The organism is Streptomyces sp. NPDC006551, assembly GCF_040611675.1.
Classification (GTDB): Bacteria; Actinomycetota; Actinomycetes; order Streptomycetales; family Streptomycetaceae; genus Streptomyces.
In genome coordinates this window covers 62,304-84,708 of the sequence record NZ_JBEXOT010000029.1, presented here as the reverse complement: position 1 = coordinate 84,708, position 22,405 = coordinate 62,304, and the positions used below count along the sequence as shown (strand labels likewise).

The 22,405-nt window shown below is 71.2% G+C and carries 19 protein-coding genes; 7 read left to right on the top strand and 12 right to left on the bottom strand.

Going from position 1 to position 22,405, the window contains the following annotated elements:
* Positions 1-76: 76 nt before the first annotated feature.
* Both ABZY12_RS23885 and ABZY12_RS23880 read right to left on the bottom strand, forming a co-directional pair.
* Positions 77-802 carry a VOC family protein gene (locus tag ABZY12_RS23885; protein ID WP_356893537.1) on the bottom strand — a complete coding sequence of 242 codons (726 nt, stop codon included), beginning with the start codon at positions 800-802 and terminating at the stop codon, positions 77-79.
* Between the two features lie 171 nt (positions 803-973).
* Positions 974-1,411 (bottom strand): nitroreductase family deazaflavin-dependent oxidoreductase, encoded by a 438-nt coding sequence (locus tag ABZY12_RS23880; RefSeq protein WP_356893535.1) that lies wholly within the window; start codon positions 1,409-1,411, stop codon positions 974-976.
* Positions 1,412-1,667: 256 nt separating this feature from the next.
* Between ABZY12_RS23880 and ABZY12_RS23875 the strand changes: the two genes are divergently transcribed.
* Positions 1,668-2,843 (top strand): aromatic acid exporter family protein, encoded by a 1,176-nt coding sequence (locus ABZY12_RS23875; protein WP_356893547.1) that lies wholly within the window; start codon positions 1,668-1,670, stop codon positions 2,841-2,843.
* Between the two features lie 86 nt (positions 2,844-2,929).
* On the opposite strand, the gene ABZY12_RS23870 is transcribed toward ABZY12_RS23875, so the two are convergent.
* Positions 2,930-3,121, bottom strand: a complete 192-nt coding sequence (locus ABZY12_RS23870; RefSeq protein WP_356893533.1) for a hypothetical protein — start codon at positions 3,119-3,121, stop codon at positions 2,930-2,932.
* A 220-nt stretch (positions 3,122-3,341) separates the two neighbouring features.
* Between ABZY12_RS23870 and ABZY12_RS23865 the strand changes: the two genes are divergently transcribed.
* Positions 3,342-3,620: a hypothetical protein gene (locus tag ABZY12_RS23865; RefSeq protein ID WP_356893531.1), complete on the top strand. Its 279-nt coding sequence runs from the start codon at positions 3,342-3,344 to the stop codon at positions 3,618-3,620.
* 412 nt (positions 3,621-4,032) lie between these two features.
* On the top strand, positions 4,033-5,856 hold the full coding sequence (locus tag ABZY12_RS23860; protein ID WP_356893529.1) for a S8 family serine peptidase: 1,824 nt from the start codon (positions 4,033-4,035) through the stop codon (positions 5,854-5,856).
* 55 nt (positions 5,857-5,911) lie between these two features.
* On the opposite strand, the gene ABZY12_RS23855 is transcribed toward ABZY12_RS23860, so the two are convergent.
* The 8 genes from ABZY12_RS23855 to ABZY12_RS23820 form a co-directional block, all read right to left on the bottom strand.
* Positions 5,912-7,471, bottom strand: a complete 1,560-nt coding sequence (locus ABZY12_RS23855) for a GMC family oxidoreductase N-terminal domain-containing protein (RefSeq protein ID WP_356893527.1) — start codon at positions 7,469-7,471, stop codon at positions 5,912-5,914.
* The gene (locus tag ABZY12_RS23850) at positions 7,468-9,021 is read right to left on the bottom strand and encodes an amino acid permease (RefSeq protein ID WP_356893525.1); all 1,554 of its coding nucleotides are present in this window, start codon (positions 9,019-9,021) and stop codon (positions 7,468-7,470) included. The genes ABZY12_RS23855 and ABZY12_RS23850 overlap by 4 nt, the downstream gene beginning before the upstream one ends.
* Before the next feature lie 29 nt (positions 9,022-9,050).
* Complete coding sequence (locus ABZY12_RS23845) at positions 9,051-10,517, bottom strand: aldehyde dehydrogenase family protein (protein WP_356893523.1); 1,467 nt, start codon at positions 10,515-10,517, stop codon at positions 9,051-9,053.
* Positions 10,518-10,589: 72 nt separating this feature from the next.
* The gene (locus tag ABZY12_RS23840) at positions 10,590-11,759 is read right to left on the bottom strand and encodes an aromatic ring-hydroxylating dioxygenase subunit alpha (protein ID WP_356893521.1); all 1,170 of its coding nucleotides are present in this window, start codon (positions 11,757-11,759) and stop codon (positions 10,590-10,592) included.
* A gap of 99 nt (positions 11,760-11,858) precedes the next feature.
* Positions 11,859-14,315 carry an FAD-dependent oxidoreductase gene (locus tag ABZY12_RS23835; protein ID WP_356893519.1) on the bottom strand — a complete coding sequence of 819 codons (2,457 nt, stop codon included), beginning with the start codon at positions 14,313-14,315 and terminating at the stop codon, positions 11,859-11,861.
* 32 nt (positions 14,316-14,347) lie between these two features.
* Positions 14,348-14,977, bottom strand: coding sequence for an MBL fold metallo-hydrolase (locus tag ABZY12_RS23830; protein WP_356893517.1), 630 nt, complete (start codon positions 14,975-14,977; stop codon positions 14,348-14,350).
* On the bottom strand, positions 14,974-16,059 hold the full coding sequence (locus tag ABZY12_RS23825) for an S-(hydroxymethyl)mycothiol dehydrogenase (protein WP_356893515.1): 1,086 nt from the start codon (positions 16,057-16,059) through the stop codon (positions 14,974-14,976). Before ABZY12_RS23825 ends, ABZY12_RS23830 begins: the two co-directional genes overlap by 4 nt.
* A 217-nt stretch (positions 16,060-16,276) precedes the next feature.
* Positions 16,277-17,095 carry an IclR family transcriptional regulator gene (locus ABZY12_RS23820; RefSeq protein WP_356893513.1) on the bottom strand — a complete coding sequence of 273 codons (819 nt, stop codon included), beginning with the start codon at positions 17,093-17,095 and terminating at the stop codon, positions 16,277-16,279.
* 156 nt (positions 17,096-17,251) lie between these two features.
* On the opposite strand from ABZY12_RS23820, the gene ABZY12_RS23815 reads away from it, so the two are divergent.
* Both ABZY12_RS23815 and ABZY12_RS23810 read left to right on the top strand, forming a co-directional pair.
* Positions 17,252-17,572 carry a bifunctional 3-phenylpropionate/cinnamic acid dioxygenase ferredoxin subunit gene (locus ABZY12_RS23815; protein ID WP_356893511.1) on the top strand — a complete coding sequence of 107 codons (321 nt, stop codon included), beginning with the start codon at positions 17,252-17,254 and terminating at the stop codon, positions 17,570-17,572.
* Entirely contained in the window at positions 17,569-18,774 is a 1,206-nt protein-coding gene (locus ABZY12_RS23810) for an FAD-dependent oxidoreductase (protein WP_356893509.1), read from the top strand. The genes ABZY12_RS23815 and ABZY12_RS23810 overlap by 4 nt, the downstream gene beginning before the upstream one ends.
* A 31-nt stretch (positions 18,775-18,805) precedes the next feature.
* On the opposite strand, the gene ABZY12_RS23805 is transcribed toward ABZY12_RS23810, so the two are convergent.
* Positions 18,806-19,558 (bottom strand): class E sortase, encoded by a 753-nt coding sequence (locus ABZY12_RS23805; protein WP_356893507.1) that lies wholly within the window; start codon positions 19,556-19,558, stop codon positions 18,806-18,808.
* A gap of 284 nt (positions 19,559-19,842) precedes the next feature.
* On the opposite strand from ABZY12_RS23805, the gene ABZY12_RS23800 reads away from it, so the two are divergent.
* Together ABZY12_RS23800 and ABZY12_RS23795 are read left to right on the top strand one after the other, a co-directional pair.
* Positions 19,843-20,628, top strand: coding sequence for a hypothetical protein (locus ABZY12_RS23800; protein ID WP_356893505.1), 786 nt, complete (start codon positions 19,843-19,845; stop codon positions 20,626-20,628).
* A gap of 220 nt (positions 20,629-20,848) precedes the next feature.
* Complete coding sequence (locus tag ABZY12_RS23795; RefSeq protein WP_356893503.1) at positions 20,849-22,294, top strand: glyceraldehyde-3-phosphate dehydrogenase; 1,446 nt, start codon at positions 20,849-20,851, stop codon at positions 22,292-22,294.
* Positions 22,295-22,405 lie beyond the last annotated feature (111 nt).

Below are 22,405 nucleotides of genomic sequence, written 5' to 3'. Positions count from 1 at the left end.
GGACGGTCCGGCCCTGACGGACCGGACGCGGCCGAGGCGGTGTGTCGCCGGTCCCGTCGACCTCGTCCGACCGGCGCTAGACCGCGTCCGCGACCGTGAACAGACCGCCGTCCGGGTCGCGCAGGATGACCTCGCGGCCGTTCCCCGCCGCCACCACGTCGGAGGCCGTCCCGCCGCCGAGTCGCAAGGCCGTCTCGACCGTCTTCTCGACGTTCTCGACCCGGAAGTGGACATGCCAGCGCGGCCGGATCTGCGGGTCCGGGGCGGCCTCCACCGCCCCGCCGGAGAGCCGGGCGACCGTGACACCGCCATGACTGAGCACGACATGGTCGTCCTCGTACGCGACCTGGCAGCAGTCCGGTGCCTCGCCCGCCCAGTCCAGCACCTCGGCGTAGAAGATCGCCGCGTCGAAGGCGTTCCTCGTCCGCAGCTCGAGCCAGGCGGGGGCGCCGCCCCGGCCCACGCTCCACCGGGGGATGACCTCGCCCTCCCAGATCCCGAAGACGGCGCCCTCGCGGTCGGAGGCCAGGGCCGCGCGGCCCGTTCCGAACCGAAGGGGACCGACGGCCACGGTGGCGCTGCGCTCCCGGATGCGGGAGGCCGTCAGATCGGCGTCGGCCACGGCGAAGTACGGAGTCCAGGCGACCGCCACCGCCAGACGCGGGGCCAGCGCACCGATCCCGGCGACCGGCGCCCCGTCGCGCAACGCGACCGAGAACTCCTCCCCCAGGCGCGTGGGCCGGAACTCCCAGCCGAACAGCGCACCGTAGAAAGTCTCCGCGGCCCGGAGATCACGGGTCATGAGACTGACCCAGCAGGGAGCGCCGGGCACGGCGTGGCTCGAGGTCGACACAGCCTTCATCCATCCGTCGTGGGCGCCTGACAGCACCTCATCCCATCCCACCCGCGGCAAGATCGCCATTCCGGCGCCGATCGGCCGGCGGTGGTCGAAGGCCGCCGCCGGCAGACCCTGTCAGTCCAGCGGCTCGAGCACGAAGACGGGAATCTCGCGCTCGGTCCTGTGCTGGTAGTCGGCGTAGTCCGGGTAGGCGGCGACCGCCCGCTCCCACCAGAGCCGCCGCTCCTCTCCGGTCACCAGCCGAGCCCGCATGTCCTGCGCCTTCGGCCCGTCCCGCAGTTCGACCAGCGGCGTGGCGACGAGATTGTGGTACCAGACCGGATGCTTCACCGCTCCGCCGTTCGAGGCCACCAGCGCGTACGCGCCCTCGTGCTCCACCCGCATGAGCGGCGTCTTGCGCAACTTCCCGCTCCGGGCGCCGACATTCGTCACCAGGACCACGGGCAGACCCCGGATCGTGGTGCCCTTCGTCCCCCCGGAGGACTCGTACAACTCCACCTGGTCCCGCACCCATTTCGTCGGGCTGGGCTCGTACTCTCCTTCGAGCGGCATGGCGTCGTCCCGTCCCCTTCGTCCTCGGTCGCCGGTCTGCGGCTTCGTCGTCCTGGCATCGCCGGCGTGGCCGGCGTGGTCCGCCGTCGCGACGCTATCCGACCCCGCGCCCCCGCGCACGCACGCACGCGTGCCCCGCACGGCGTGCGAAGCGGCCCCGGTTGCGAAAACCTGGGGGAGTCAGGAGACCGCAGCGCACACACGGAAGGACCGGGGAACCGACGTGGCGGAAGTCCGCACCGCGCTACGACAACCGATGGCCGGGCTGCTCGCACGACGCAAGGAGCCGGCCGTCGTCCAGACGCTCCGATCGACCGCGGCGGCGACCATCGCGTACGTCGTCGCCCTCCAGCTCAGCAGCGAACCCGCGCCCCTGACGGCACCGCTCACCGCGCTGCTCGTCGTGCAGGTCACCCTCTACTCCACGCTCACCACCGGCATCCGCAGGGTCAACTCGGTGGTCGTCGGCGTGCTCATCGCCATCGCCTTCAGCGTCCTGGTCGGGCTGACCTGGTGGAGCCTCGGGCTGGTCATCCTCGCGGCGCTGGTGGTCGGGAGATTCGTGCGCGTCGACGAGTTCGTGCCCGAGGTGGCCATCAGCGCGATGCTCGTCCTCGGCGTCACCCAGGTCGCCGACACCGCCTGGGACCGGGTCCTGGAGACGCTGATCGGCGCGGTGGTGGGCCTGTTGTTCAACGTGCTGCTCGTCCCCCCGGTGTGGGTGGAGACGGCGGGGGAGTCCATCGAGGACCTCGCCCGGCGCATGCGGCAGCTGCTGCTGGGCATCGGCGAGGAACTCACCTCCCCCATCCCCGTCGAACGGGCCGCCGCCCGCCTCCACGAGGCGCGCCGGCTCGACAACGACATCGCCGACGTCGACGCGGCCCTGCGCCAGGCGGAGGACAGCCTGCGCCTCAACCCGCGGGTCAAGGAAGGCCTTCTGCACCGCATCGTCCTGCGGACCGGCCTGGACACCCTGGAGATCTGCGCCGTCGTGCTGCGCGTCCTGGCGCGCACGCTGACCGACCTCGCCAAGGAACGCGAGGAGGAGGATCTCTTCCCGCAGGAGGTCGGGCCCGCCCTGGAGGAGCTGCTCGCGCATGTCGCCGACACGCTCGTCAGTTTCGGCGTCCTCGTCACCACCCGGGTCAGCGAGAGCGCGGACGCCGCCGAGGAGCGGCTCACCGGTGAACTCCTCGCGGCCCGTGCCGTCCGGGACAACGCGGCGGAGCTGCTGCTGCGGGTCGTACAGCGCGAGCCGCGGCAGTGGCAGCTCTACGGCGCGCTGCTCGCCGAGGTCGACCGGATCCTGGACGAACTGGATCTCGACCACCGGTCGCGCCGCCTGATGGAGGAGCTGGACCGCCACTCGCGCGAGCGCAGGGAGAAGCGGCCGCGGCTCTCGGCGTTCCGGGAACGGATGGGCGTCTGAGCCGGTCGGCCGGTCCGCAGGCCTGCCACCGGGGGTCGGCTGGGCGTACGAGCCGGTCGGGAGGTCCACGCCGGGGACGTTCGTGATCAGTTCCGGTCGTTCATCAGCTCCTGGAACGAGTGCATGCAGGACGCGCAGTGGCGGTCGGTCCGGTCGCGTTCTTCGGTGGGCACCCCGTCGAGGGACTGGCCGCACAGGGCGGTCGTGTTTCCCACGGGGGCGACGTGCCAGACGAAGACCCCGTCCGGGGTCGCGATGCCGACGTGCATTTCGTACATGGTCGTCTCCATGCTCGGTCGGGCGGCTTGTCCCTCCAGTGCACCGGAGACAGGGCCGGTTGCACGCCCCGAGCGCCGCTGTTCGGGTGACGGGCGTACGGCCGCACCGGCGGTGACCTGGGCGGATACGGGTCCGCATCCGACGGGCCGCCCACCGGCACGAGGGTGGCTACGCTGGATGCGGGGGCCGCTGAGGACGAGGCCCGGTGGGAGGCGACCCATGCGACGACGCCATCATTTCCACATCGACCACGCGGGGCACTCGATCAGCACGACCGTGCAGACGGGACACACCGCCGTGGTGGAGGTCCTCGTCGACGGCAAGGAGGTGGGGTACGCGAAGACGTCCGGCGACCGGCCGGTGCCGGTGACCGTCGAGCTCCCGACCGAACCGCCGACACTGGTCACGGTCCGCGCCACGCCGGGCCCCGGCATCCCGCGCTGCCTGCTCGAAGTGCCGGGGGCCGAGCCGCAGATGATGTCCCCGCGGCCCTACTGACCGTCCTTACCCGGTCCCGGGCCGGACCGGCTTCAGAGCGCTGAGACGGTCGTCGACGGCGTTCGTGAGACAGGACGCCCTGGGGCCCCGGCCCCGCACCGCTCTCACCTGGATTCCCCCGGCGGGCACGGCCCGCCGGGGGACGTTTTTGTGCGCGCCGTCCGAACGAGAGCATCCGGTCGAAGGACCGGACAGTCGCCCGCCGTCGCCACCGGCCCGCCGGGACGAAGTGGCGCAACCCGGTGGAAGACCACCCCGATCGCCGCGTCGCCAGGTCAACACTCTGTAACGCCAACGGGCTTGTCGGACAGAAGGCTTCCTTCCGCCCGCGTCGTCTGGGATCTTGCGTCCACCCCACACATCACACGGCCCGGCCGACGCCACCAGCGCCACCGGGCCATCGGAGGACGCATTGTTTTCCCACATATCCAGCCGGCTGAGACACTCCGCCATTGCGGCCGCCGCCCTCGGCGCGACCGTGGCCCTCGCGGCGCCCGCGGGACTCGCGTACGCGGCGCCGACCGCCGTCCCGGAGCCCACGTCCCCGTCGGCGCGCATGACGCCGCCGACCACCGCGACGACGGCGAAGACCTCCTCGGCCTGGGCGGCCGGCACCCGCGCCTATCTGGTGATCACCGCCCCCGGTGACACCTCGGCCGCGCGCACCGCCGTCGCGAACAACGGCGGTTCCGTCTTCGCGTCCTACGACGCGATCGGCGTGATCGTGGCGCACTCGACGTCGGCGTCCTTCGCCTCCACGATGCGCGCCGTGAGCGGCATCCAGCAGGTCGGCGCGACCCGGACGTCCGACGTCCCGGCCGACGCCTACAACCCGGCGCTCCCGGCCAACCCGTCGCAGTCCCCGACGACGCTGACGGAGACCAACCGCTGGGACATGACCCAGATCAAGGCCGACCAGGCCTGGGCGGTGACCACCGGCTCCGCGTCCGTCAAGGTCGGCATCCTCGACACCGGCGTGGACGACCAGCACCAGGACATCGCGCCCAACTTCAACGCCGCCGACTCGGTCTCCTGCGCCTACGGCAAGGCGGACACCCGCGCCGGCGCCTGGCGGGACATCGACACCCACGGCACGCACGTCGCCGGCACCGTCGCCGCCGCCAAGAACGGCAAGGGCGTCATCGGTGTCGCGCCGGGCGTGAAGATCTCCTCGGTCCGCATCGCCGAGAAGCCGAGCGGCCTGTTCTTCGCGGAGAACACCATCTGCGGGTTCATGTGGTCCGGTGACCACGGCTTCAAGGTCACCAACAACAGCTACTACACCGACCCGTGGCAGTTCAACTGCCCGGACGACGTCGACCAGGCCGCCATCATCGAGGGTGTGCGCAGGGCGCAGGCGTACGCGGAGAGCAAGGGCTCCCTGCAGATCGCCGCCGCCGGCAACTCCAACTACGACCTGGCCAACAAGACGACCGACAGCGAGAGCCCCAACGACTCCACGCCGGTCACCCGCACCATCACCAACGCCTGCGTCGACATCCCGACCGAGCTGCCCGGTGTCGTGACGGTCGCCGCCATGGGCAACGGCAACGTCAAGGCGTCGTACTCCAACTTCGGCAACGGAGTCATCGACATCGCGGCCCCCGGCGGCGACGGCGCCTCCGGTGTCTACTCCACCCTCCCGGGCGGCAAGTACGGCAACAAGAACGGCACCTCGATGGCCTCCCCGCACGTGGCGGGCGTCGCCGCGCTCATGGCGAGCGTCAACCCGGCCCTCACCCCGGCGGAGCTCCGCGACCGGCTGTCCGCGCAGGCGGGCGACATCGCCTGCCCGTCCGACAGCCGCTGCACGGGCACGACGACCAAGAACGGCTTCTTCGGCGAGGGTCAGGTCGACGCGCTCAAGGCCGTCGGCGGCGTCACCCCGCCGCCCGGGAAGTACTTCGAGAACCTCACCGACGTCGCGATCGGCGACAACACCACCGTCGAGAGCCCCCTCACGGTCAGCGGGGTGAGCGGCAACGCGCCGGCCACTCTCAAGGTGGGAGTCGACATCAAGCACACCTACATCGGTGACCTCAAGGTGGACCTGGTGGCCCCGGACGGCACCGTCTACACCGTCCACAACCGGTCCGGCGGCGGCACGGACAACATCGTCCAGACCTTCACCGTCAACGCCTCCTCGGAGGTGGCCAACGGTGTCTGGAAACTGCGTGTGTACGACAACGCCAACCAGGACACCGGCCGGATCGACGCCTGGAACCTGACCTTCTAGCACCCACCGTGAACACGGCGCCCGCCCCGGCCCGCCAGGCCGGGGCGGGCGTGTGTCAGGCGTCCTCGCGCAGCAGGTCCGCGCACTTCTCGCCGATCATCATCGTCGTGATGCACGGATTGACGGTGACGAGATCCGGCATGACCGACCCGTCCGCCACCCGCAGGCCCTCGACTCCCTTCACCCGCAGGCGGGCGTCGAGGGGAGCCGTCGGATCGTCGTCCGCGCCCATCTTCACCGTGCACGCCGGGTGGTAGACGGTGTTGTGCGTCTTGTGGATGTAGTCGAGCAGCTCGTCGTCCGTGTGGACGGACGGACCCGGGGCGAGTTCGGCGCCCGCCCACCCGGAGAGCGCGGGCTGTCCGGCGATACGACGGGCGAGCCTGAGGCCGTACGTCATCACTCGCACGTCGTGCTCGTGCGTGAAGTACCGGGGGTCCACCTTCGGCTTGTCGCGGTAGTCACGGGTCCGCAGCCGCACCGTTCCGCGCGACTTGGCGCGCGTGACGTTGGGCGTCAGACAGAAGGCGTTCTCGGACGTCGGGTAGCCGTGCCGCGCGGTGTTCATGTCGAACGGCACCGATCCGTAGTGGAACATCAGGTCCGGGCGGTCCAGGCCCGGCTCGGTGTCGTAGAAGATGCCCGCCTCCCACCACTGGCTCGACACCGTGGGCATCGGCTGCTTCGCCTCCCACATGATGACGCCCTCGGGGTGGTCCTGGAGGTTCTCGCCGACCCCGGCGGAGTCCACCACCACGTCCACGCCCACCTCCCGCAGATGCGCCGCGGGGCCGATGCCGGACAGCATCAGCAGCTTCGGGGTGTCGATGGAACCGCAGGAGACGACGACCTCACGGCGGGCCCGGACCGTACGGGTGTGGATCAGGTCCGGATCCAGGTACTCGGCGCCCACGCACCGGCGCCCCTCCAGGACCAGCTTCTTCGCCCGTACGCCGGTCCGTATCTCCAGGTTGGGGCGCTTGCCCATCACCGGATGCAGATACGCCACCGACGAGGACTGCCGGATGTTGTTCTCGTCGGAGTTGATCTGGAACCAGTTCGCGCCGCGCACCACCGTCGTACCGGTGTTGAAGGCGGTCGTCGGGATGCCGGCCTGGTCGCACGCCTTCAGCAGCGCCTCGCCGCACGGGTCCCCGCCCTTGAGCGTGCGGAGTTTGACGGGCCCGCTCCGGCCGTGGTGGTCACCCGGCGCGTCGTTGTTCTCCAGACGGCGGTACAGCGGGAACAGGTCCGCCGCGCTCCACCCCGTACAGCCGGCCGCCGCCCAGTCGTCCAGGTCCTCCGCCGGCGCCCAGAAGGCGATGCAGGAGTTGTGCGAGGAACAGCCGCCGAGCACCTTGGCGCGGGCGTGCCGCATGAAGCTGTTGCCGCTCGCCTGCGGCTCGACCGGGTAGTCCCAGTCGTAGCCGGAGTCCAGCAGTCCCATCCAGCGATCCAGCTTCAGGACGTTGTCGTCCCCGACGTCGCTGGGCCCCGCCTCGAGGACGCACACCGTCACGGAGGGGTCCTCGCTGAGCCGCGCCGCGACGACGTTGCCCGCGGTACCGCCGCCGACCACGACGTAGTCGAAGACATCATCGAATTCTTCGGTCATGAGGGGGTGACCTCCTTCAGTGCGACAGGCTCAGGGGGCGCCACAGCGGCGTGTTCGGCGAGAACGCCCGTACGGTGCCGCTGGACGAACCAGTAGTAGGTGAAGCCGCCCAGCGCGATCGCGCCGACGAACAGGACCGCGCCCCAGCGCAGATACCAGTGGAACGGGGCGGCGGCGTTGTACACGGCCGCGCGCGGCCAGATGAGGTTGAGCGTCATGGCGCCGCCCCACAGCACGGCGAGGATGTTGACGGGAAGGCCCCAGCGGCCGAGCGAGAACCTGCCCTCGACGGGCTTCCACCGGCCGCGCAGCCGCGCGACCAGCATCGGTCCGGTGACGAGCAGATAGGCGACGTAGATCATCACGATGCCGATGCTGGTGACCACGGTGAAGATCTGCGGCTGGCGGATGTTGACCAGCAGGATCGCCAGCGCGAGGACCCCGATGATCACGGTCGGCAGGATGGGGGTGCCGAACCGCGGGCTGACCTTCGCGAGCCGCGACGACGCCGGCAGGTTGTTGTCCCTCGCCATCGCGAAGGCGAGCCGGACCGCCGCCGTGTGCACCGCGAGCGCGCAGACGGTGACCGCGATCAGCACGCACCACAGCATCGCCTTGCCGGCCGTCGGGCCGAGGACGTCGAGGACGACGTACTGCAATCCGTCGGAGGACAGTTTCTCGCCCCGCAGATTGGACACGCTCATCAGGGCGAGGATCAGGATGAGGCCGCCGAGGACGAACGAGGCGACGATCGCCCGGATGATGGCGCGCGGCGCGTTGCGCGAGGGATCGAGCGACTCCTCACCGAGGGAGGCCGCGGTGTCGAAGCCGTACATCACATAGGCCGAGGCGAGGGAGGCGATCAGGAACGCCCCGAGGTAGCCGAAGGACTGGCCCGAGCCGGTGCCGGCCGTGTCGGTGACGACCTGCGGGCCCCGGACGACGTTCACCGCGAGGAGCACGATCAGGACGACCGTGGCGATGAGTTCGAGGAAGACACCGGCCGTGTTGATCCGTGCCATCAGCTTCACGCCGAAGGCGTTGACGACCGTCGTGAAGAGGATCAGACCGGCGGCCAGGACCACCGCGTTGGTCGCCACGTCGTACGTCCCCGTCCCGTCCCCCACGAACTGGAAGACCGAGGATATCTGAGGCAGCGTCAGCTGATAGGCGAGGGCGACCGCGGCGATCGAGACGACCGAGGCGATGAGCATCATCCAGCCGGCCAGCCAGCCGACGTGCCCGTTCCCCACCTTCTTCGCCCAGTTGTAGATGGAGCCCGCCACGGGATAGCGGGCGGCCAGCTCGGCGAAGCAGAGCGCGACCATGAACTGACCGGCGAAGACCATCGGCCACGACCACCAGTAGGCCGGGCCGCCAGTGGCGAAGCCGAAGTAGAAGAGCTGGAAGGTGCCGGTGAGGATCGAGATGTACGAGATGCCGGCCGCGAACGTGTGGAAGTTGCCGAGCGTCCGCTTGAGTTCGGGGCGATAGCCGAACTCGGTGAGCTCCGCGTCATCGCCCGGCGGGGAGAGTGGTTCAGTTGCCATTCGTCGACTCCTGGACAGTAGAGAGGGTTTCAGGCGAACCAGCCCTGCGGCTCCGGCGCGGTGTTGCGCCAGATGTGCTTCGTCTCGCGGTACTCCGCGAGACCGGCCGGTCCGAGCTCACGCCCCGTGCCGGACTGCTTGAACCCTCCCCACTCGGCCTGCGGCAGATACGGGTGGTAGTCGTTGATCCACACAGTGCCCAGGCGCAGCCGGCCCGCCATGCGCCGCGCCTTGCCCTCGTCGCTCGTCCAGACCGCGCCCGCGAGGCCGTAGATCGTGTCGTTCGCGAGCCGCACGGCCTCGTCCTCGTCGCGGAACCGCTCCACCGTCAGGACCGGTCCGAACGACTCCTCCCGCACCACCGACATCCGCGCGTCGCACTCGTCGAGCACGGTCGGCAGGTAGTAGAACCCGCCGTCGTACGCGGGCCCTTCGGGCCGGGCGCCGCCGCAGCGCAGCACCGCGCCCTCGGCGAGGCCACGCTCCACGTACGCCTCGACCTTCTCGCGATGGGCGGCCGAGATCAGCGGCCCGGTCTGCGCCTGCTCGTCGAACGGCCCGCCCAGCCGGATCTCCCCGGCCCGGCGCACGACCTCGTCCACGAACCGGTCGTGCAGCGAGTCCTCCACGAGGAGCCGCGCCCCGGCCGAGCAGACCTGCCCCGAGTGCAGGAACACCGCCGTCAGCGCCATGTCGACGGCCGTCTCGAAGTCGGCGTCCGCGAAGACGATGTTGGGGTTCTTGCCGCCCAGTTCGAGCGCGACCTTCTTCACGGTCCCCGCGGCCGCCGCCATCAGCCGGCGCCCGGTCTGCAGACCACCGGTGAAGGAGAGCAGATCGACATCGGGATGGTCGGCGAGCGGCGCGCCCGCCTCGGGCCCGGCGCCGAGCACGAGGTTGGCGACACCGTCCGGCAGCCCCGCCTCGGCCAGCAGCCGCATCAGGTGGATCGCGGTGTGCGGGGTGAGCTCGCTCGGCTTGAGGACGAAGGTGTTGCCCGCGGCGAGCGCCGGCGCCACCTTCCACGCCGTCTGGAGCAGGGGGTAGTTCCACGGCGTGATCAGCCCGCACACCCCCACCGGCTCGTACACGACCTGGCTGTCGGCCGTCGCCGTGCCGGTCTCGATCACCCGTCCCGTCTCGGCGGCGGCGAGGCGCCCGAAGTAGCGGAAGCAGTTCACGATGTCGTCGATGTCGTACGCGCTCTCCACCAGGCGCTTGCCGGTGTCGAGGGACTCGGCGCGCGCCAGCGCGTCCTTGTCGCGTACGAGAAGCTCCGCCACCCGCAGCAGCAGGTCGCCGCGGGCCGCGGCCGGGGTCGTGGGCCACGGGCCCTCGTCGAAGGCCCGGCGCGCGGCCGCGATCGCCTCGACCGTGTCCTTGCCGCCGGCCTCGTCCACGACCGCGATCAGGTTCCCGTCGGCGGGGCACCTGATCTCCCGGGTCCGCTCGTCGAGCGCGGATCGCCAGGCTCCGCCGATGAAGAGTTCGGGCATGTTCTCGTTCCTCCTGGTCAGCGCCTTCTCGGGGCGCCCTTGAGCCTGGGTGCCTATCCGGACGACGGCGTTCTAATCCGAATGTGACGGCTGACACGCCTGGTCGGAGGGCTGACCCCACAGCGTTCCTCGCAGCCACTCGTGGAAGAGCCCGATGTGGTGCTCGGTCGGGACCAGCACCCCGCCCGTCCGGTAGGCGCGGGAGGCCATCGCGGGCTGGGTGCGCTCGCACGCCTCGAAGTCCTGGACGTTGACCCGGTGGAACAGCTCCACCGACTTCGACACGTCCGCGCCGGACTCCACCACCTCCGGCGCGTACAGCCAGTCGCACTCCACGACCGTGCGGTCCTCGGCGAGCGGGAACATCCGGTGCAGGATCACGTGGTCCGGCACGAGGTTGACGAAGACCGTCGGCTTGATGGTGATCGCGTAGTAGCGACGGTCCTGCTCCTCGGCGACCTCGGGCAGCTTCGCGAAGCCCTCGCTGCCGTCCACGGTGAAACCCTTCACCTCGTCGCCGAACTCGGCACCGTGTCCCACGTAGTACTGCGCGGCGTAGCCGTCCGCGAACTCCGGCAGCACGTCGGTGAGTTCGGGGTGGATCGTGGCGCAGTGGTAGCACTCCATGAAGTTCTCGACGATCAGCTTCCAGTTCGCCTTCACGTCGTAGGTGATCCGCCGGCCGAGCGCGAGCCGCTCCGTGCCGTACCGCTCGATGGACGCGGTGTCGCCGAGCCGCTCCACGGCGGCGCCGATCACGGTCTCCTCGAAGGACGGCGGCTCGTCCGCCAGACACACCCAGGCGTAACCCAGCCACTCGCGCAGCGCGACCGTCACCAGGCCGTAGGCGGCGCGGTCGACGTCGGGCATCTTCACCAGGTTGGGGGCGGCGATCAGCTTGCCGTCGAGGTCGTACGTCCAGGCGTGGTACGGGCACTGCAGGGAGCGCCGGACCTCGCCGGACTCCTCGGTGCACAGCCGGGCGCCGCGGTGGCGGCAGATGTTGAGGAAGGCGCGCAGTTCACCGGCGCGGTTACGGCTGACGATGACGCTCTCCCGGCCGACCTGGACGGTACGGAACGCGCCGGGCTTGTCGAGGTCGGCGCTGCGCACGGCGCAGAACCACATCGATTCGAAGAGCCGCTCCTGCTCCTGCCGGAAGATCTCCGGGTCGGTGTAGAAGTGGCCGGGGAGCGTGGCGATCAGGCTCGGGGACAGGGAGGTGGTCGGTGTGGTCGTCATGGCGGACTCCTCCAGGCGGGCGCGGCGGTCGGCCGGCGAGGGTCGAAGAGAGGGAGGGGGTGCGCACGGGCACCGTGTACAGCGGATCGGCCCGGGAGATCAGCGGCGGAGACGGCTCATGCCGGGGTCGAACAGCGGCTCGTCGGCGACGGTCGCCGGCACCTTCTCGCCGAAGTACTCGATGTGCACCGCCGTGCCGGAGGCCAGCGGCGGCAGCCAGGCGTACGCGACGCAGCGGCCGAGCGTGTAGCCGTAGGACGCGCTGGTGACGTACCCGGCAGGCCGGCCGTCGACGTGCACGGGCTCCTTGCCGAGGACGACGGACGCGGGGTCGTCGAGGAGCAGCGCGGTCAGCCGGCGCCGCGGCTCCCCCGCCTTCTCGAGAGCGGCCCTTCCCACGAAGTCGCCCTTGTCCATCCGTACGGCGAAACCGACGCCGGCCTCGTACGGGGTGTCCTCGGCGGTCATGTCGTGCCCCCAGGAGCGGTAGCCCTTCTCCAGGCGCAGGCTGTTGAAGGCGGAGCGCCCGGCGGCGATCACCCCGTGCTCGCGGCCCGCCTCCCAGAGGGTGTCCCAGAGCCGCAGCCCCAGGTCGGCGCTGGTGTACAGCTCCCAGCCGAGCTCACCGACGTAACTCAGCCGCATCGCCGTCACCGGCACATGGCCGAGGTAGGTCTCCTTCGCCCGGAAGTAGCCGAAGCCCTGGTGGGAGAAGTCGTCCCGGGTGAGCGGCTGCACCAGAGCGCGGGCGAGCGGGCCCCACACGCCGATGCAACAGGTGCCGGCGGTGATGTCGCGGATGTGTACGTCGTCGGGCGCGTGCCGCAGCAGCCAGTCCTCGTCGGCGGGACTGTTGGCCCCGATCTGGAACCGGTCGGGCGCGAGGCGCGCCACGGTCAGGTCCGAGCGGATCCCGCCGGTCTCGTCGAGGAGCAGGGTGTACGTCACCGCCCCGGGCTTCTTGGCGAGGTTGTTGCTGGTCATGCGCTGGAGGAAGGCCAGGGCGCCGGGCCCGGTGACCTCCAGCCTGCGCAGCGGTGTCATGTCGTACAGCGCGACCCTCTCGCGGGTCGCGCGCGCCTCGGCGGCGGCGATCGGCGACCAGTAGCGGGCCGACCAGGCATCCCGCCCGGGTGACGCCACCCCCTCGGCGAGCGGGGCGTTCGCCTCGTACCAGTGCGGACGCTCCCAGCCGCCGCCCTCCAGGAAGAACGCGCCGAGCTGCTGCTGCCTGGCGTGGAAGGGGCTCACCCGCAAGGGGCGCGGCCGTTCCATGGGCTGCGCGGGATGGAGGATGTCGTACACCTCGACGAACTGCTGGGCGCCGCGCTCGTGGACGTACGCGGGGGAGCGCTGGACGTCCTCGAAGCGGGTCAGATCGCACTCGTGGACGTCGATCGAGGGACGCCCGTCGACCATCCACTCGGCGACGGCCCTGGCGACACCCGCCGAGTGCGTCACCCAGACCGCTTCGGCGAGCCAGAAGCCGCGCAGGGAGCGGGTCTCGCCCAGCAGGGGCATGCCGTCGGGGGTGAAGGAGAAGACGCCGTTGAAGCCCTCGTCGATCTCCGTGCCGGCGAGCGCGGGCAGCAGGGCCTGGCAGTCCTCCCAGCTGGGCGCGAAGTCCTCGGGGGTGAAGGGATACGCCGAGGGCATGCGCGTGGGCGTCACCGGCGCGTCGTCGTAGGCGGGGACGCCGAACGGGTCGACGGGCAGCGGCCGGTGGGCGTAACTGCCGATGCCGATGCGGTCGGTGTGCTCGCGGAAGTACAGATCGCGGTCCTGGAACCGCAGGATGGGGCGGGACGCCTCCGTACGGGGATCGTTGACGCCCGCGAGCTCCGGCACGGGCCGGGTCTTCGCGTACTGGTGGGCGAGCGGCAGCAGCGGAACGTCCACCCCCGCCATCCTGCCGACGACAGGACCCCAGAAGCCGGCGGCCGACACCACGTGGTCGGCGGGGAAGTTCCCCCGGTCGGTGACGACACCCGTCACCCGGCCGTCCTTCCGTTCGATGCCGGTGACGGTGTGCCGCTCCAGGAAGCGGGCGCCACGGCGCTCGGCGCGCTCCCGCTGCGCCCGGCAGGCGAGGACGGCCCGGGCGAGCCCGTCGCCGGGGGTGTGGAAGCCGCCGAGGACCTTGCTCGCGTCGAGCAGCGGCCACAGCTCCTTGCAGCGCTCGGCGGAGACGAGCTCGCCCTGGATGCCCCAGGAGGCGGCGTGACCGGCCCTGCGGTGAAGATCGGCCCAGCGCTCCTCGGTGGTCGCGAGCTCCAGGCCGCCCACCGGGTTGAAGCAGGGGAGACCGTCGACCGCCAGGGCGCTGAACTTCTCGACGGTGTACATGGCGAACGTGCTGAGCGTCCTGGACGGACTGGTGCGGAAGACGAGGCCGGGGGCGTGGGAGGTGGAGCCACCGGGTGCGGGCAGGGGGCCCTGTTCGAGGACCGTGACATCGGTCCAGCCGCGGGCGGTCAGTTCGTCCGCGAGCGAGCAGCCGACGATGCCGGCGCCGATGATCACGACACGGGGACTGGGTGCGGGCGCGTGGGACATGCCCCTCCTTGAGTCGGGGGGATGAGTGGCTTCTACCGGGCGACGGCCGACAGCGCCGACCGCTCGGCGGCGATCGTCGTGTCCTGGCCGTGCCCGGTGTGGACGACAGTGGCGCCGGGCAGGGTGAGCAGCCGCTGCCGGACGGACGACAGGATCGTCGGACGGTCGGAGTACGAGCGGCCGGTCGCGCCGGGGCCGCCGTGGAAGAGGGTGTCGCCGGTGAACACGGCGTCCAGGAAGGGCGCGTGGAGGCTGCAGCTCCCCCAGGTGTGACCGGGGGTGTGCAGGACGCGCAGCTCGGTGCCGGCCACCTGGAGCCGCTGCCCGTCGGCGAGTCCGCCGTCCGGCGCGCGCCCCGGGTGGACGTGGTCCCACAGCTCGCGGTCGGCCGGGTGGAGCAGTACGGGCGCGTCGGTGGCCTCGGCCAGCGCGGCGGCCGCGCCGATGTGGTCGTCGTGTCCGTGGGTGCCGACGACGGCGGTGACCCGGCGCCCGGCGACGGCGGCGAGGATCGCGGGGGCGTCGTGGGCGGCGTCGACGATCAGGACCTCCTCGTCGTCACCGACGAGCCATACGTTGTTGTCGACGTCGAAGGTCTCGTCGTCGAGGGTGAACGTGCCGATGGTGACGACGCGTTCGGCGCGGACCCCGCTTCCCGTCACAGGACCACGACCGAGCGCAGGACCTCGCCCCGGTGCATCTTGGCGAAGGCCGCCTCGACCTCGTCCAGGGAGATCGTCTCGGAGACGAAGGCGGTCAGGTCGAGGAGGCCGTAGAGGTACTGGTCGATGAGGACCGGGAAGTCGCGGCTCGGCAGGCAGTCGCCGTACCAGGAGGACTTCAGCGCGCCGCCGCGCGAGAACAGGTCGATCAGCGGAAGGTCGATCTTCATCTCCGGGTCGGGGACACCGACTTGGACGAGCACGCCGGCGTGGTCACGCATGTAGAACGCCTGCCGGTACGTCTCCGGCCGGCCGACCGCGTCGATGGCGATGTCCACCCCGAATCCGTCGGTGAGCGCGCGCACGGCCTCGACGGGGTCGGTGCCACGGGAGTTGACCGTGTGCGTGGCCCCGAACTTCTCGGCCTGGTTCAGTTTCCGGTCGTCGATGTCGACGGCGATGACCTTGCGGGCGCCGTTCAGACAGGCTCCGGCGATCGCGGCGTTCCCGACGCCGCCGCAGCCGATGACGGCGACGGTGTCGCCGCGGCCGACGCCCCCGGTGTTCACCGCCGCGCCGTAACCGGCCATCACTCCGCAGCCGATGAGGCCGGCGGCCTCGGGTCGGGCGGCCGGGTCGACCTTCACGGCCTGGCCTGCCGCGACCAGCGTCTTCTCGGCGAAGGCGCCGATGCCGAGCGCGGGGGAGAGGGGCGTGCCGTCGAGCAGGGTCATCGGCTGGGTGGCGTTGCGGGAGTCGAAGCAGTACCAGGGGCGGCCACGGCGACAGGAACGGCAGCTGCCGCACGGGGCGCGCCAGGCGAGGACGACGTAGTCGCCGGGCGTCAGGTCGGTCACGCCCTCGCCGACCGACTCGACGGTGCCCGCCGCCTCGTGGCCGAGCAGGAACGGGAAGTCGTCGTTGATGGCGCCCTCCCGGTAGTGCAGATCCGTGTGGCAGACGCCGCAGGCCTGCACGCGGACGAGTACCTCACCGGGGCCGGGATCGGGCACGACGATCGTCCGCACCTCGACGGGCGCGCCCTTCTTGACGGCAACGACGGCGCGGATCTCATGGGGCACGAGGGACTCCTCTGCTGTTGCGCATTGCACGATCGGTTGCGCGATGGGGAACATAGTGGGAACGCCGACAACGGCCCGTCAAGAGCCCGGGGTTAACGACTCGCAAAACCCGGCCACGGCGTGGACACGCCCCGGACACACGACGACGCGGGGCCGGGTTTCCCTGGCCCCGCGTCGGACGGAGGACGCCGCTCGTCGGCGGCCGGCGGTGGTCGGGTCAGAAACCGTGACCCATGCGCCGGGACAACTCGTCGGCCGCCACGACGGTCCGCGCGGCGAGTTCGGGGAGCCGGTCCCGCTCCAGCCGGTAGGCGGGCCCGGACACGCTGAGCGCGCCGATGACCTTGCCGTCGTGCGCCCGCACCGGCGCGGCGACCGCGTTGAGGCCCAGTTCCAGCTCCTCGGCGGCGATGGCGAACCCCTGCGCGTACGTCGAGTCAAGCTCGGCCCGCAGGATGCCCGCGCTGGTCACCGTGTGCTCGGTGAAGCGCGGCAGCGCCCGCGCGAGCAGCCCCTCCCGCAGGGTGACCGGCAGGTGGGCCAGGAGCACCTTGCCGCTCGACGTGGCGTGCAGCGGAGTGCGCCTGCCGAGCCAGTTCTGCGCGGTGACCGAGGCCGGGCCGCGGGCCTGCATGATGTTGACCGCGGCGTCGTCGTCGAGGACCGCGATGTTGACGGTCTCGCCCAGCTCGTCGGCGAGTTCCCGGCACACCGGGGCGCCCTCCTGCGAGATGTCCAGGCGCACGGCCGCCGCTCCCGCCAGGCGCAGGATGCCCGCTCCCAGGAAGTACTTGCCCCGGTCCTGCGCCTGCGCCACCAGGCCACGGGCCTCCAGGGCGCCCAGCAGACGGAACGCGGTGGACTTGTGCACCTCCAGCTCGTCGGCGATGTCGGTGACGCCGGCCTCTCCGTGTCTCGCCAGGATCTCCAGCACGCTCACCGCGCGGTCCACGGACTGGATGGCTCCCGCTCCTCCCCGGGGCGCGCGCTCCGCCGTCTCGTCGGTCTGATCAGCCACTGTGTGCTCGCGGGTCATAGCTCAGCTCTCACCATCGTGCGGTCGTCGGGCGCGCATCTTCGGGAAGCCCTTGACGCGGTGGGCACCCCGACCGGATTCTGTTGCGCATAGCGCTCCCTCATGCGCCATACGCAACGCCATGTTACCGAAGAGTCCTGGATCGAGGGGGGCCCCGTGATTCCCGTCTGCCGCCTTGAAGACCTCCCCGCGGGCGAATCCGTCCGTATCGACACCACACCGCCGATCGCGGTGTTCCACACCGAGGGCGAGCTGTACGCCATCGACGACACGTGCAGCCACCAGGACGCCTCCCTCTCCGAGGGCTGGCTCGAAGGCTGCCTGGTCGAGTGCCCGCTGCACGCCGCTTCATTCGATCTCCGCACCGGGCAGCCCACCTGCCTGCCCGCTCGTCGTCCCGTACGCACCCACCAGGTCGTCGTCGTCGACGGCTTCATCCACGTCCGGCCGGCCGCGCAGGAGGACTCCGCAGCATGAGAACAGTGACCGTCGTCGGCGCCTCGCTCGCGGGTCTGTACGCCGCCCGCGAGCTGCGCGCCCAGGGCTTCGACGGGCGGCTGGTGATCGTGGGAGAGGAACGCCACCGCCCCTACGACCGTCCGCCGCTCTCCAAGGACTTCCTCGCCGGACGTACGGACGAGGGCCGGCTCGCCCTCTGCGACGCCGAGGAGGAGACCGGACTCGCCGCGGAGTGGCTGCTCGGCACGCGCGCCCGCGGGCTCGACGCGCGTGGCCGCAGCCTACTCCTGGAGAACGGGCGGACCGTCGTCACCGACGGGGTCGTCATCGCCACCGGCGCCCGCGCCCGCAGGCTGCCGGGCGCCTCCGGACTCGCCGGGGTCCACACCCTCCGTACGCTCGACGACGCCCGCGCCCTGCGCGACGCGCTGAGCGGCGGCGGCCGGCGGGTCGTCGTGATCGGCGGCGGTTTCATCGGCGCCGAGACCGCGTCCACCTGTGCCGGGCTCGGGCATCATGTCACCGTGGTGGAGGCCGCCCCCCTCCCGCTCGTCCCCCAGCTGGGGCCCGAGATGGCGGCCGTCTGCGCCGCTCTGCACCTGCGCGGCGGGACGGAGCTCATCACCGGTGCGGGAGTCGCCCGGCTGCACGGGCGCGGCGGAGACGGGCAGGGCGGTGCCTCCGCGGTCACCGGGGTGGAACTGACCGACGGCCGGGTGCTCCCCGCCGATGTGGTCGTCGTCGGTATCGGAGCCGTACCCAACACGGACTGGCTCGCGGGCTCCACTCTCCTGGTGGACGACGGCGTCCTCTGCGACGACGGCTGCGCCACCGCGCTGCCGCAGGTCGTGGCGGTGGGAGACGTGGCTCGGGCCGGGGGGCGGCGCACCGAGCACTGGACCAGCGCGACCGAACAGCCCGCCGTCGCGGTACGCAATCTGCTGGCCGGACGCACCGTCGACGGCGCTCGCCCGCTGCCCTACTTCTGGTCGGACCAGTACGGCGCCCGCATCCAGTTCGCGGGGCGGCGGTGGGAGGGGGACACCGTCCGGGTCGTCGAGGGTTCGACGGACGAGGGGAGCTTCCTCTGCCTGTACGAGCGCGACGGCCGTACGACGGCTGTCCTCGCCGTCGACCGGCCCCGGCCCTTCCTGCGCGTACGCCGCGAGCTCGCCCGCGAGGCCCGGGCCGGGTCCACCCAGCACGCGCAAGCCGTCTGACCCACTCCGACGGCGACCGCCTCACGCACCTCTAGGCCGGCGGCCGGGACGCGGTCAGTACGCCGATCTTGTCGATGCGGTGCTCGGGGTTGTTGTTCTCGTCGCGCCAGTAGTTCCCGGCCGCGTTGTCCTCCGGCGTGGCGCAGGTGGAGATCGTGATCATGGCCTTGGTCGGCTTCTCGCCCGGCGCGCCCGGTACCGCGGCGCGTTGCTCGGCGAGGGAGCGCTCGGACCGGAAGGAGGTCTGGCGCGTCTGGACGATCTCGTACTCGTGAACCGTGCCGTCCGCCGCCCTGACGAAGACGGAGTCGCCGATCTCGACGTCCGGCAGATCACGCAGCGGTCCTCCGGCGGAGAGCCGGTGAGCCGTCACCAGGAAGTTGCCGACCTCGCCGGGACCGACACCGCCCCGGTCACCCTGGGGGCTCGCCGCGACACCCCGGTCCTGGATCCGGGTGCCCGGCGTGTCGTCGGTCGTCCCCTCGTACGGGACGACACGCAGGTCCTTCACGCCGATGGACGGTATGGAGAGCCGGGAGGGCTGATCCTTCTTGTCCGGCTCCGGCGTCGGCGCGACCGCGACGGGGGCGGCGGCGGTGGACGGTGGCGTACTCGGACCGGGGCTCGGAACGAGGCTCGTCGCGACGGAGGCGACGGGGGAGGCGGACGTGCCCTCAGGTCCGGGGGAGGAGGCTGTCCGGTGATCAGCGAGCGAGGAACAGCCGACGAGCGCGGCGAGAGCCGCGGCGGCAAGGGCGGGGAGGACGGTTCTGGGTCGGATCATGGCGCTTCCCGATGGGTGGCCGGGGATCTGGGGCCACCCGGCGACGGCGGTGGCCACTCAGCCGCATAACGACCGGAATCGATCCCGTATTCCTGCGCCCGTATTCCTGCGAAAGGGCCCTGGTCGAGACCGACCAGGGCCCGAAGATTCCGCCCGGGGCGTCGAGGGCCCCTGTGGGCAGTGACGTTCCCGGCCCCGCACGCGCTGAAGGAAGCATGAGCGAGATCGAATCGATGAGCGGGACGGGCGTACGGCGGAGCGGATCCGTGCGGGTGTGTGGCTGAATGTTCCGTCTGTCGCCGCGCTCCTGGCTGATTCTGGCCGCGTCCGCCGCCACGCTCCTCGTGCTGATGGGGCTGCTGTCGTTCCCTTCCCTGACTTCCGCCCTGACCTCCGCGTGGCCCGCCACCGCCGGTCGCCCGGCTCTCCCGGCCCCGCCCCTGCCGGATGTCCCGCTTCCCGGGGGCGGCACGGCCCGGCTCTCGCAGTGCGGGGTGGACGACGGGCCCCGGCCGCCGGCGCGGGGGGAGGGGGAGCGGGGGAGCGATCCGCAGCTGATCGACGGCGGCTGGGAGGCGGTCGGTGCGGGCCCGAAGACGCCGGGCCGGAACCGCTTCACCGTCCACCTCGCGGTCCGGACCGTCGACCGTCCCCTCCTTCTCGACGCGCCCCTCTCCGGCGGACGCGTCGAGCTCGACATCTACGGTCCGCACGGCCAAGGCCGCCGGGCCTCGGCCCGGGGCCTGACGGCGACCGTCGTGGACGACGGGCCTGGACGCAAGCCGCTGCAGCCCCCGGCGTCCGGAAAGTTCAGGGTCGACCCCGGTGAGTCGCTGCTGGTCGACGTGGAACTGCCGGCCGCCGCCGTGTGCCCCGGCCATACCCTGCGCGATGTCGGCAGTTGCTCCCCCGAGCTCACCAACGACGCGGCGGACTGCCCGGTACTGGTGGTCACCCTCTCGGACCCCGCCATCCGCGCCCACCGCGCGGCCGTGACGGGGCAGAGTCCGGAGCGGCTCAGCGAACGACTGGTCATGGTGTCGCTCGAGCCGGAGATGTCGGAGACCTGAACGGTCGGATGTGAACCGAGCGGGCCTGCGCGAGCGGGCCCGCACGCGCCGGCTGGGCGAGCGGGGCGCGTGAGCGTCCGAATCGGGCGGGACGCACCGGTACGCATCACCGCAAGCCGCGCACCCGCCGGTCGCCGCCCGCTCTCATGCGGCACCCCCTGAATGATCAGAAGAGGGGCGGGTTAGCATATGAGCGCCGCCTAGCTCGAAAGATAAACCTGTGACTGTCAATGACGACTCGTTCACCAATTGGAAGAACCGCGAGGAGATCGCGGAGTCGATGATCCCGATCATCGGGAAGCTGCACCGGGAGCGGGACGTCACCGTCCTTCTGCACAGCCGCTCCTTGGTGAACAAGTCGGTGGTCAGCATTCTCAAGACCCACCGATTCGCCCGGCAGATCGCTGGTGAGGAGCTCTCGGTCACCGAGACGCTGCCGTTCCTCCAGGCCCTCACCACGCTCGATCTCGGCCCTTCCCAGATCGACATCGGCATGCTCGCCGCGACGTACAAGAGCGACGACCGCGACCTGTCCGTGGAGGAGTTCACGGCCGAGGCCGTGGCCGGTGCCACGGGCGCCGACAAGATCGAGCGCCGTGAGGCCCGCGACGTCGTCCTCTACGGCTTCGGCCGCATCGGCCGCCTCGTCGCCCGCCTGCTCATCGAGAAGGCCGGCTCCGGCAACGGCCTGCGTCTGCGCGCGATCGTCGTCCGCCGCGGCGGCGAGCAGGACATCGTCAAGCGCGCCTCGCTGCTGCGCCGTGACTCCATCCACGGTCAGTTCCAGGGCACGATCACCGTCGACGAGGCCAACAGCACGATCGTGGCCAACGGCAACGAGATCAAGGTGATCTACGCCGGCGACCCGTCCGAGGTCGACTACACGGCGTACGGCATCAAGAACGCCATCCTCATCGACAACACCGGCAAGTGGCGTGACCGCGAGGGTCTGTCGAAGCACTTGCGCCCCGGCATCGACAAGGTCGTCCTGACGGCCCCGGGCAAGGGCGACGTTCCCAACATCGTCCACGGCGTCAACCACGACACGATCAAGCCGGACGAGCAGATCCTGTCCTGCGCGTCCTGCACCACCAACGCGATCGTCCCGCCGCTGAAGGCGATGGCGGACGAGTACGGCGTGCTCCGCGGCCACGTGGAGACCGTCCACTCGTTCACCAACGACCAGAACCTGCTGGACAATTACCACAAGGCCGACCGTCGCGGCCGTTCGGCGCCGCTCAACATGGTCATCACCGAGACCGGTGCCGCCTCCGCCGTCGCCAAGGCGCTGCCCGACCTCAAGGCGCCGATCACCGGCAGCTCGATCCGCGTTCCGGTCCCGGACGTCTCGATCGCGATCCTCAGCCTGCGCCTGGGCCGAGAGACCACACGCGAAGAGGTCCTGGACTACCTCCGCAACGTGTCGCTGACCTCGCCGCTCAAGCGCCAGATCGACTTCACCACGGCCCCCGACGCGGTCTCCAACGACTTCATCGGCTCGCGCCACGCCTCGATCGTCGACGCCGGCGCCACGAAGGTCGACGGCGACAACGCGATCCTGTACCTCTGGTACGACAACGAGTTCGGCTACTCCTGCCAGGTCATCCGCGTCGTCCAGCACGTCTCGGGCGTCGAGTACCCGACGTACCCGGCTCCGGCGGTCTGACTTCGCCGCACTGCCTGATCCGCCGCCCTGTCCGACAGGGTGGCGTGGGGGCGGTCGGATCCTCTTGGGGATCCGGCCGCCCCCTTCTGTCGTCCGGGATTCCGCCCCGGG

Coding starts and splice junctions, on each gene's coding strand:
- ABZY12_RS23885 (WP_356893537.1), bottom strand. CDS start 802: ATGACCCGTGATCTCCGGGCCGCGGAGACTTTCTACGGTGCGCTGTTC.
- ABZY12_RS23880 (WP_356893535.1), bottom strand. CDS start 1,411: ATGCCGCTCGAAGGAGAGTACGAGCCCAGCCCGACGAAATGGGTGCGG.
- ABZY12_RS23875 (WP_356893547.1), top strand. CDS start 1,668: ATGGCCGGGCTGCTCGCACGACGCAAGGAGCCGGCCGTCGTCCAGACG.
- ABZY12_RS23870 (WP_356893533.1), bottom strand. CDS start 3,121: ATGTACGAAATGCACGTCGGCATCGCGACCCCGGACGGGGTCTTCGTC.
- ABZY12_RS23865 (WP_356893531.1), top strand. CDS start 3,342: ATGCGACGACGCCATCATTTCCACATCGACCACGCGGGGCACTCGATC.
- ABZY12_RS23855 (WP_356893527.1), bottom strand. CDS start 7,471: ATGACCGAAGAATTCGATGATGTCTTCGACTACGTCGTGGTCGGCGGC.
- ABZY12_RS23850 (WP_356893525.1), bottom strand. CDS start 9,021: ATGGCAACTGAACCACTCTCCCCGCCGGGCGATGACGCGGAGCTCACC.
- ABZY12_RS23845 (WP_356893523.1), bottom strand. CDS start 10,517: ATGCCCGAACTCTTCATCGGCGGAGCCTGGCGATCCGCGCTCGACGAG.
- ABZY12_RS23840 (WP_356893521.1), bottom strand. CDS start 11,759: ATGACGACCACACCGACCACCTCCCTGTCCCCGAGCCTGATCGCCACG.
- ABZY12_RS23835 (WP_356893519.1), bottom strand. CDS start 14,315: ATGTCCCACGCGCCCGCACCCAGTCCCCGTGTCGTGATCATCGGCGCC.
- ABZY12_RS23820 (WP_356893513.1), bottom strand. CDS start 17,095: ATGACCCGCGAGCACACAGTGGCTGATCAGACCGACGAGACGGCGGAG.
- ABZY12_RS23810 (WP_356893509.1), top strand. CDS start 17,569: ATGAGAACAGTGACCGTCGTCGGCGCCTCGCTCGCGGGTCTGTACGCC.
- ABZY12_RS23805 (WP_356893507.1), bottom strand. CDS start 19,558: ATGATCCGACCCAGAACCGTCCTCCCCGCCCTTGCCGCCGCGGCTCTC.
- ABZY12_RS23800 (WP_356893505.1), top strand. CDS start 19,843: ATGTTCCGTCTGTCGCCGCGCTCCTGGCTGATTCTGGCCGCGTCCGCC.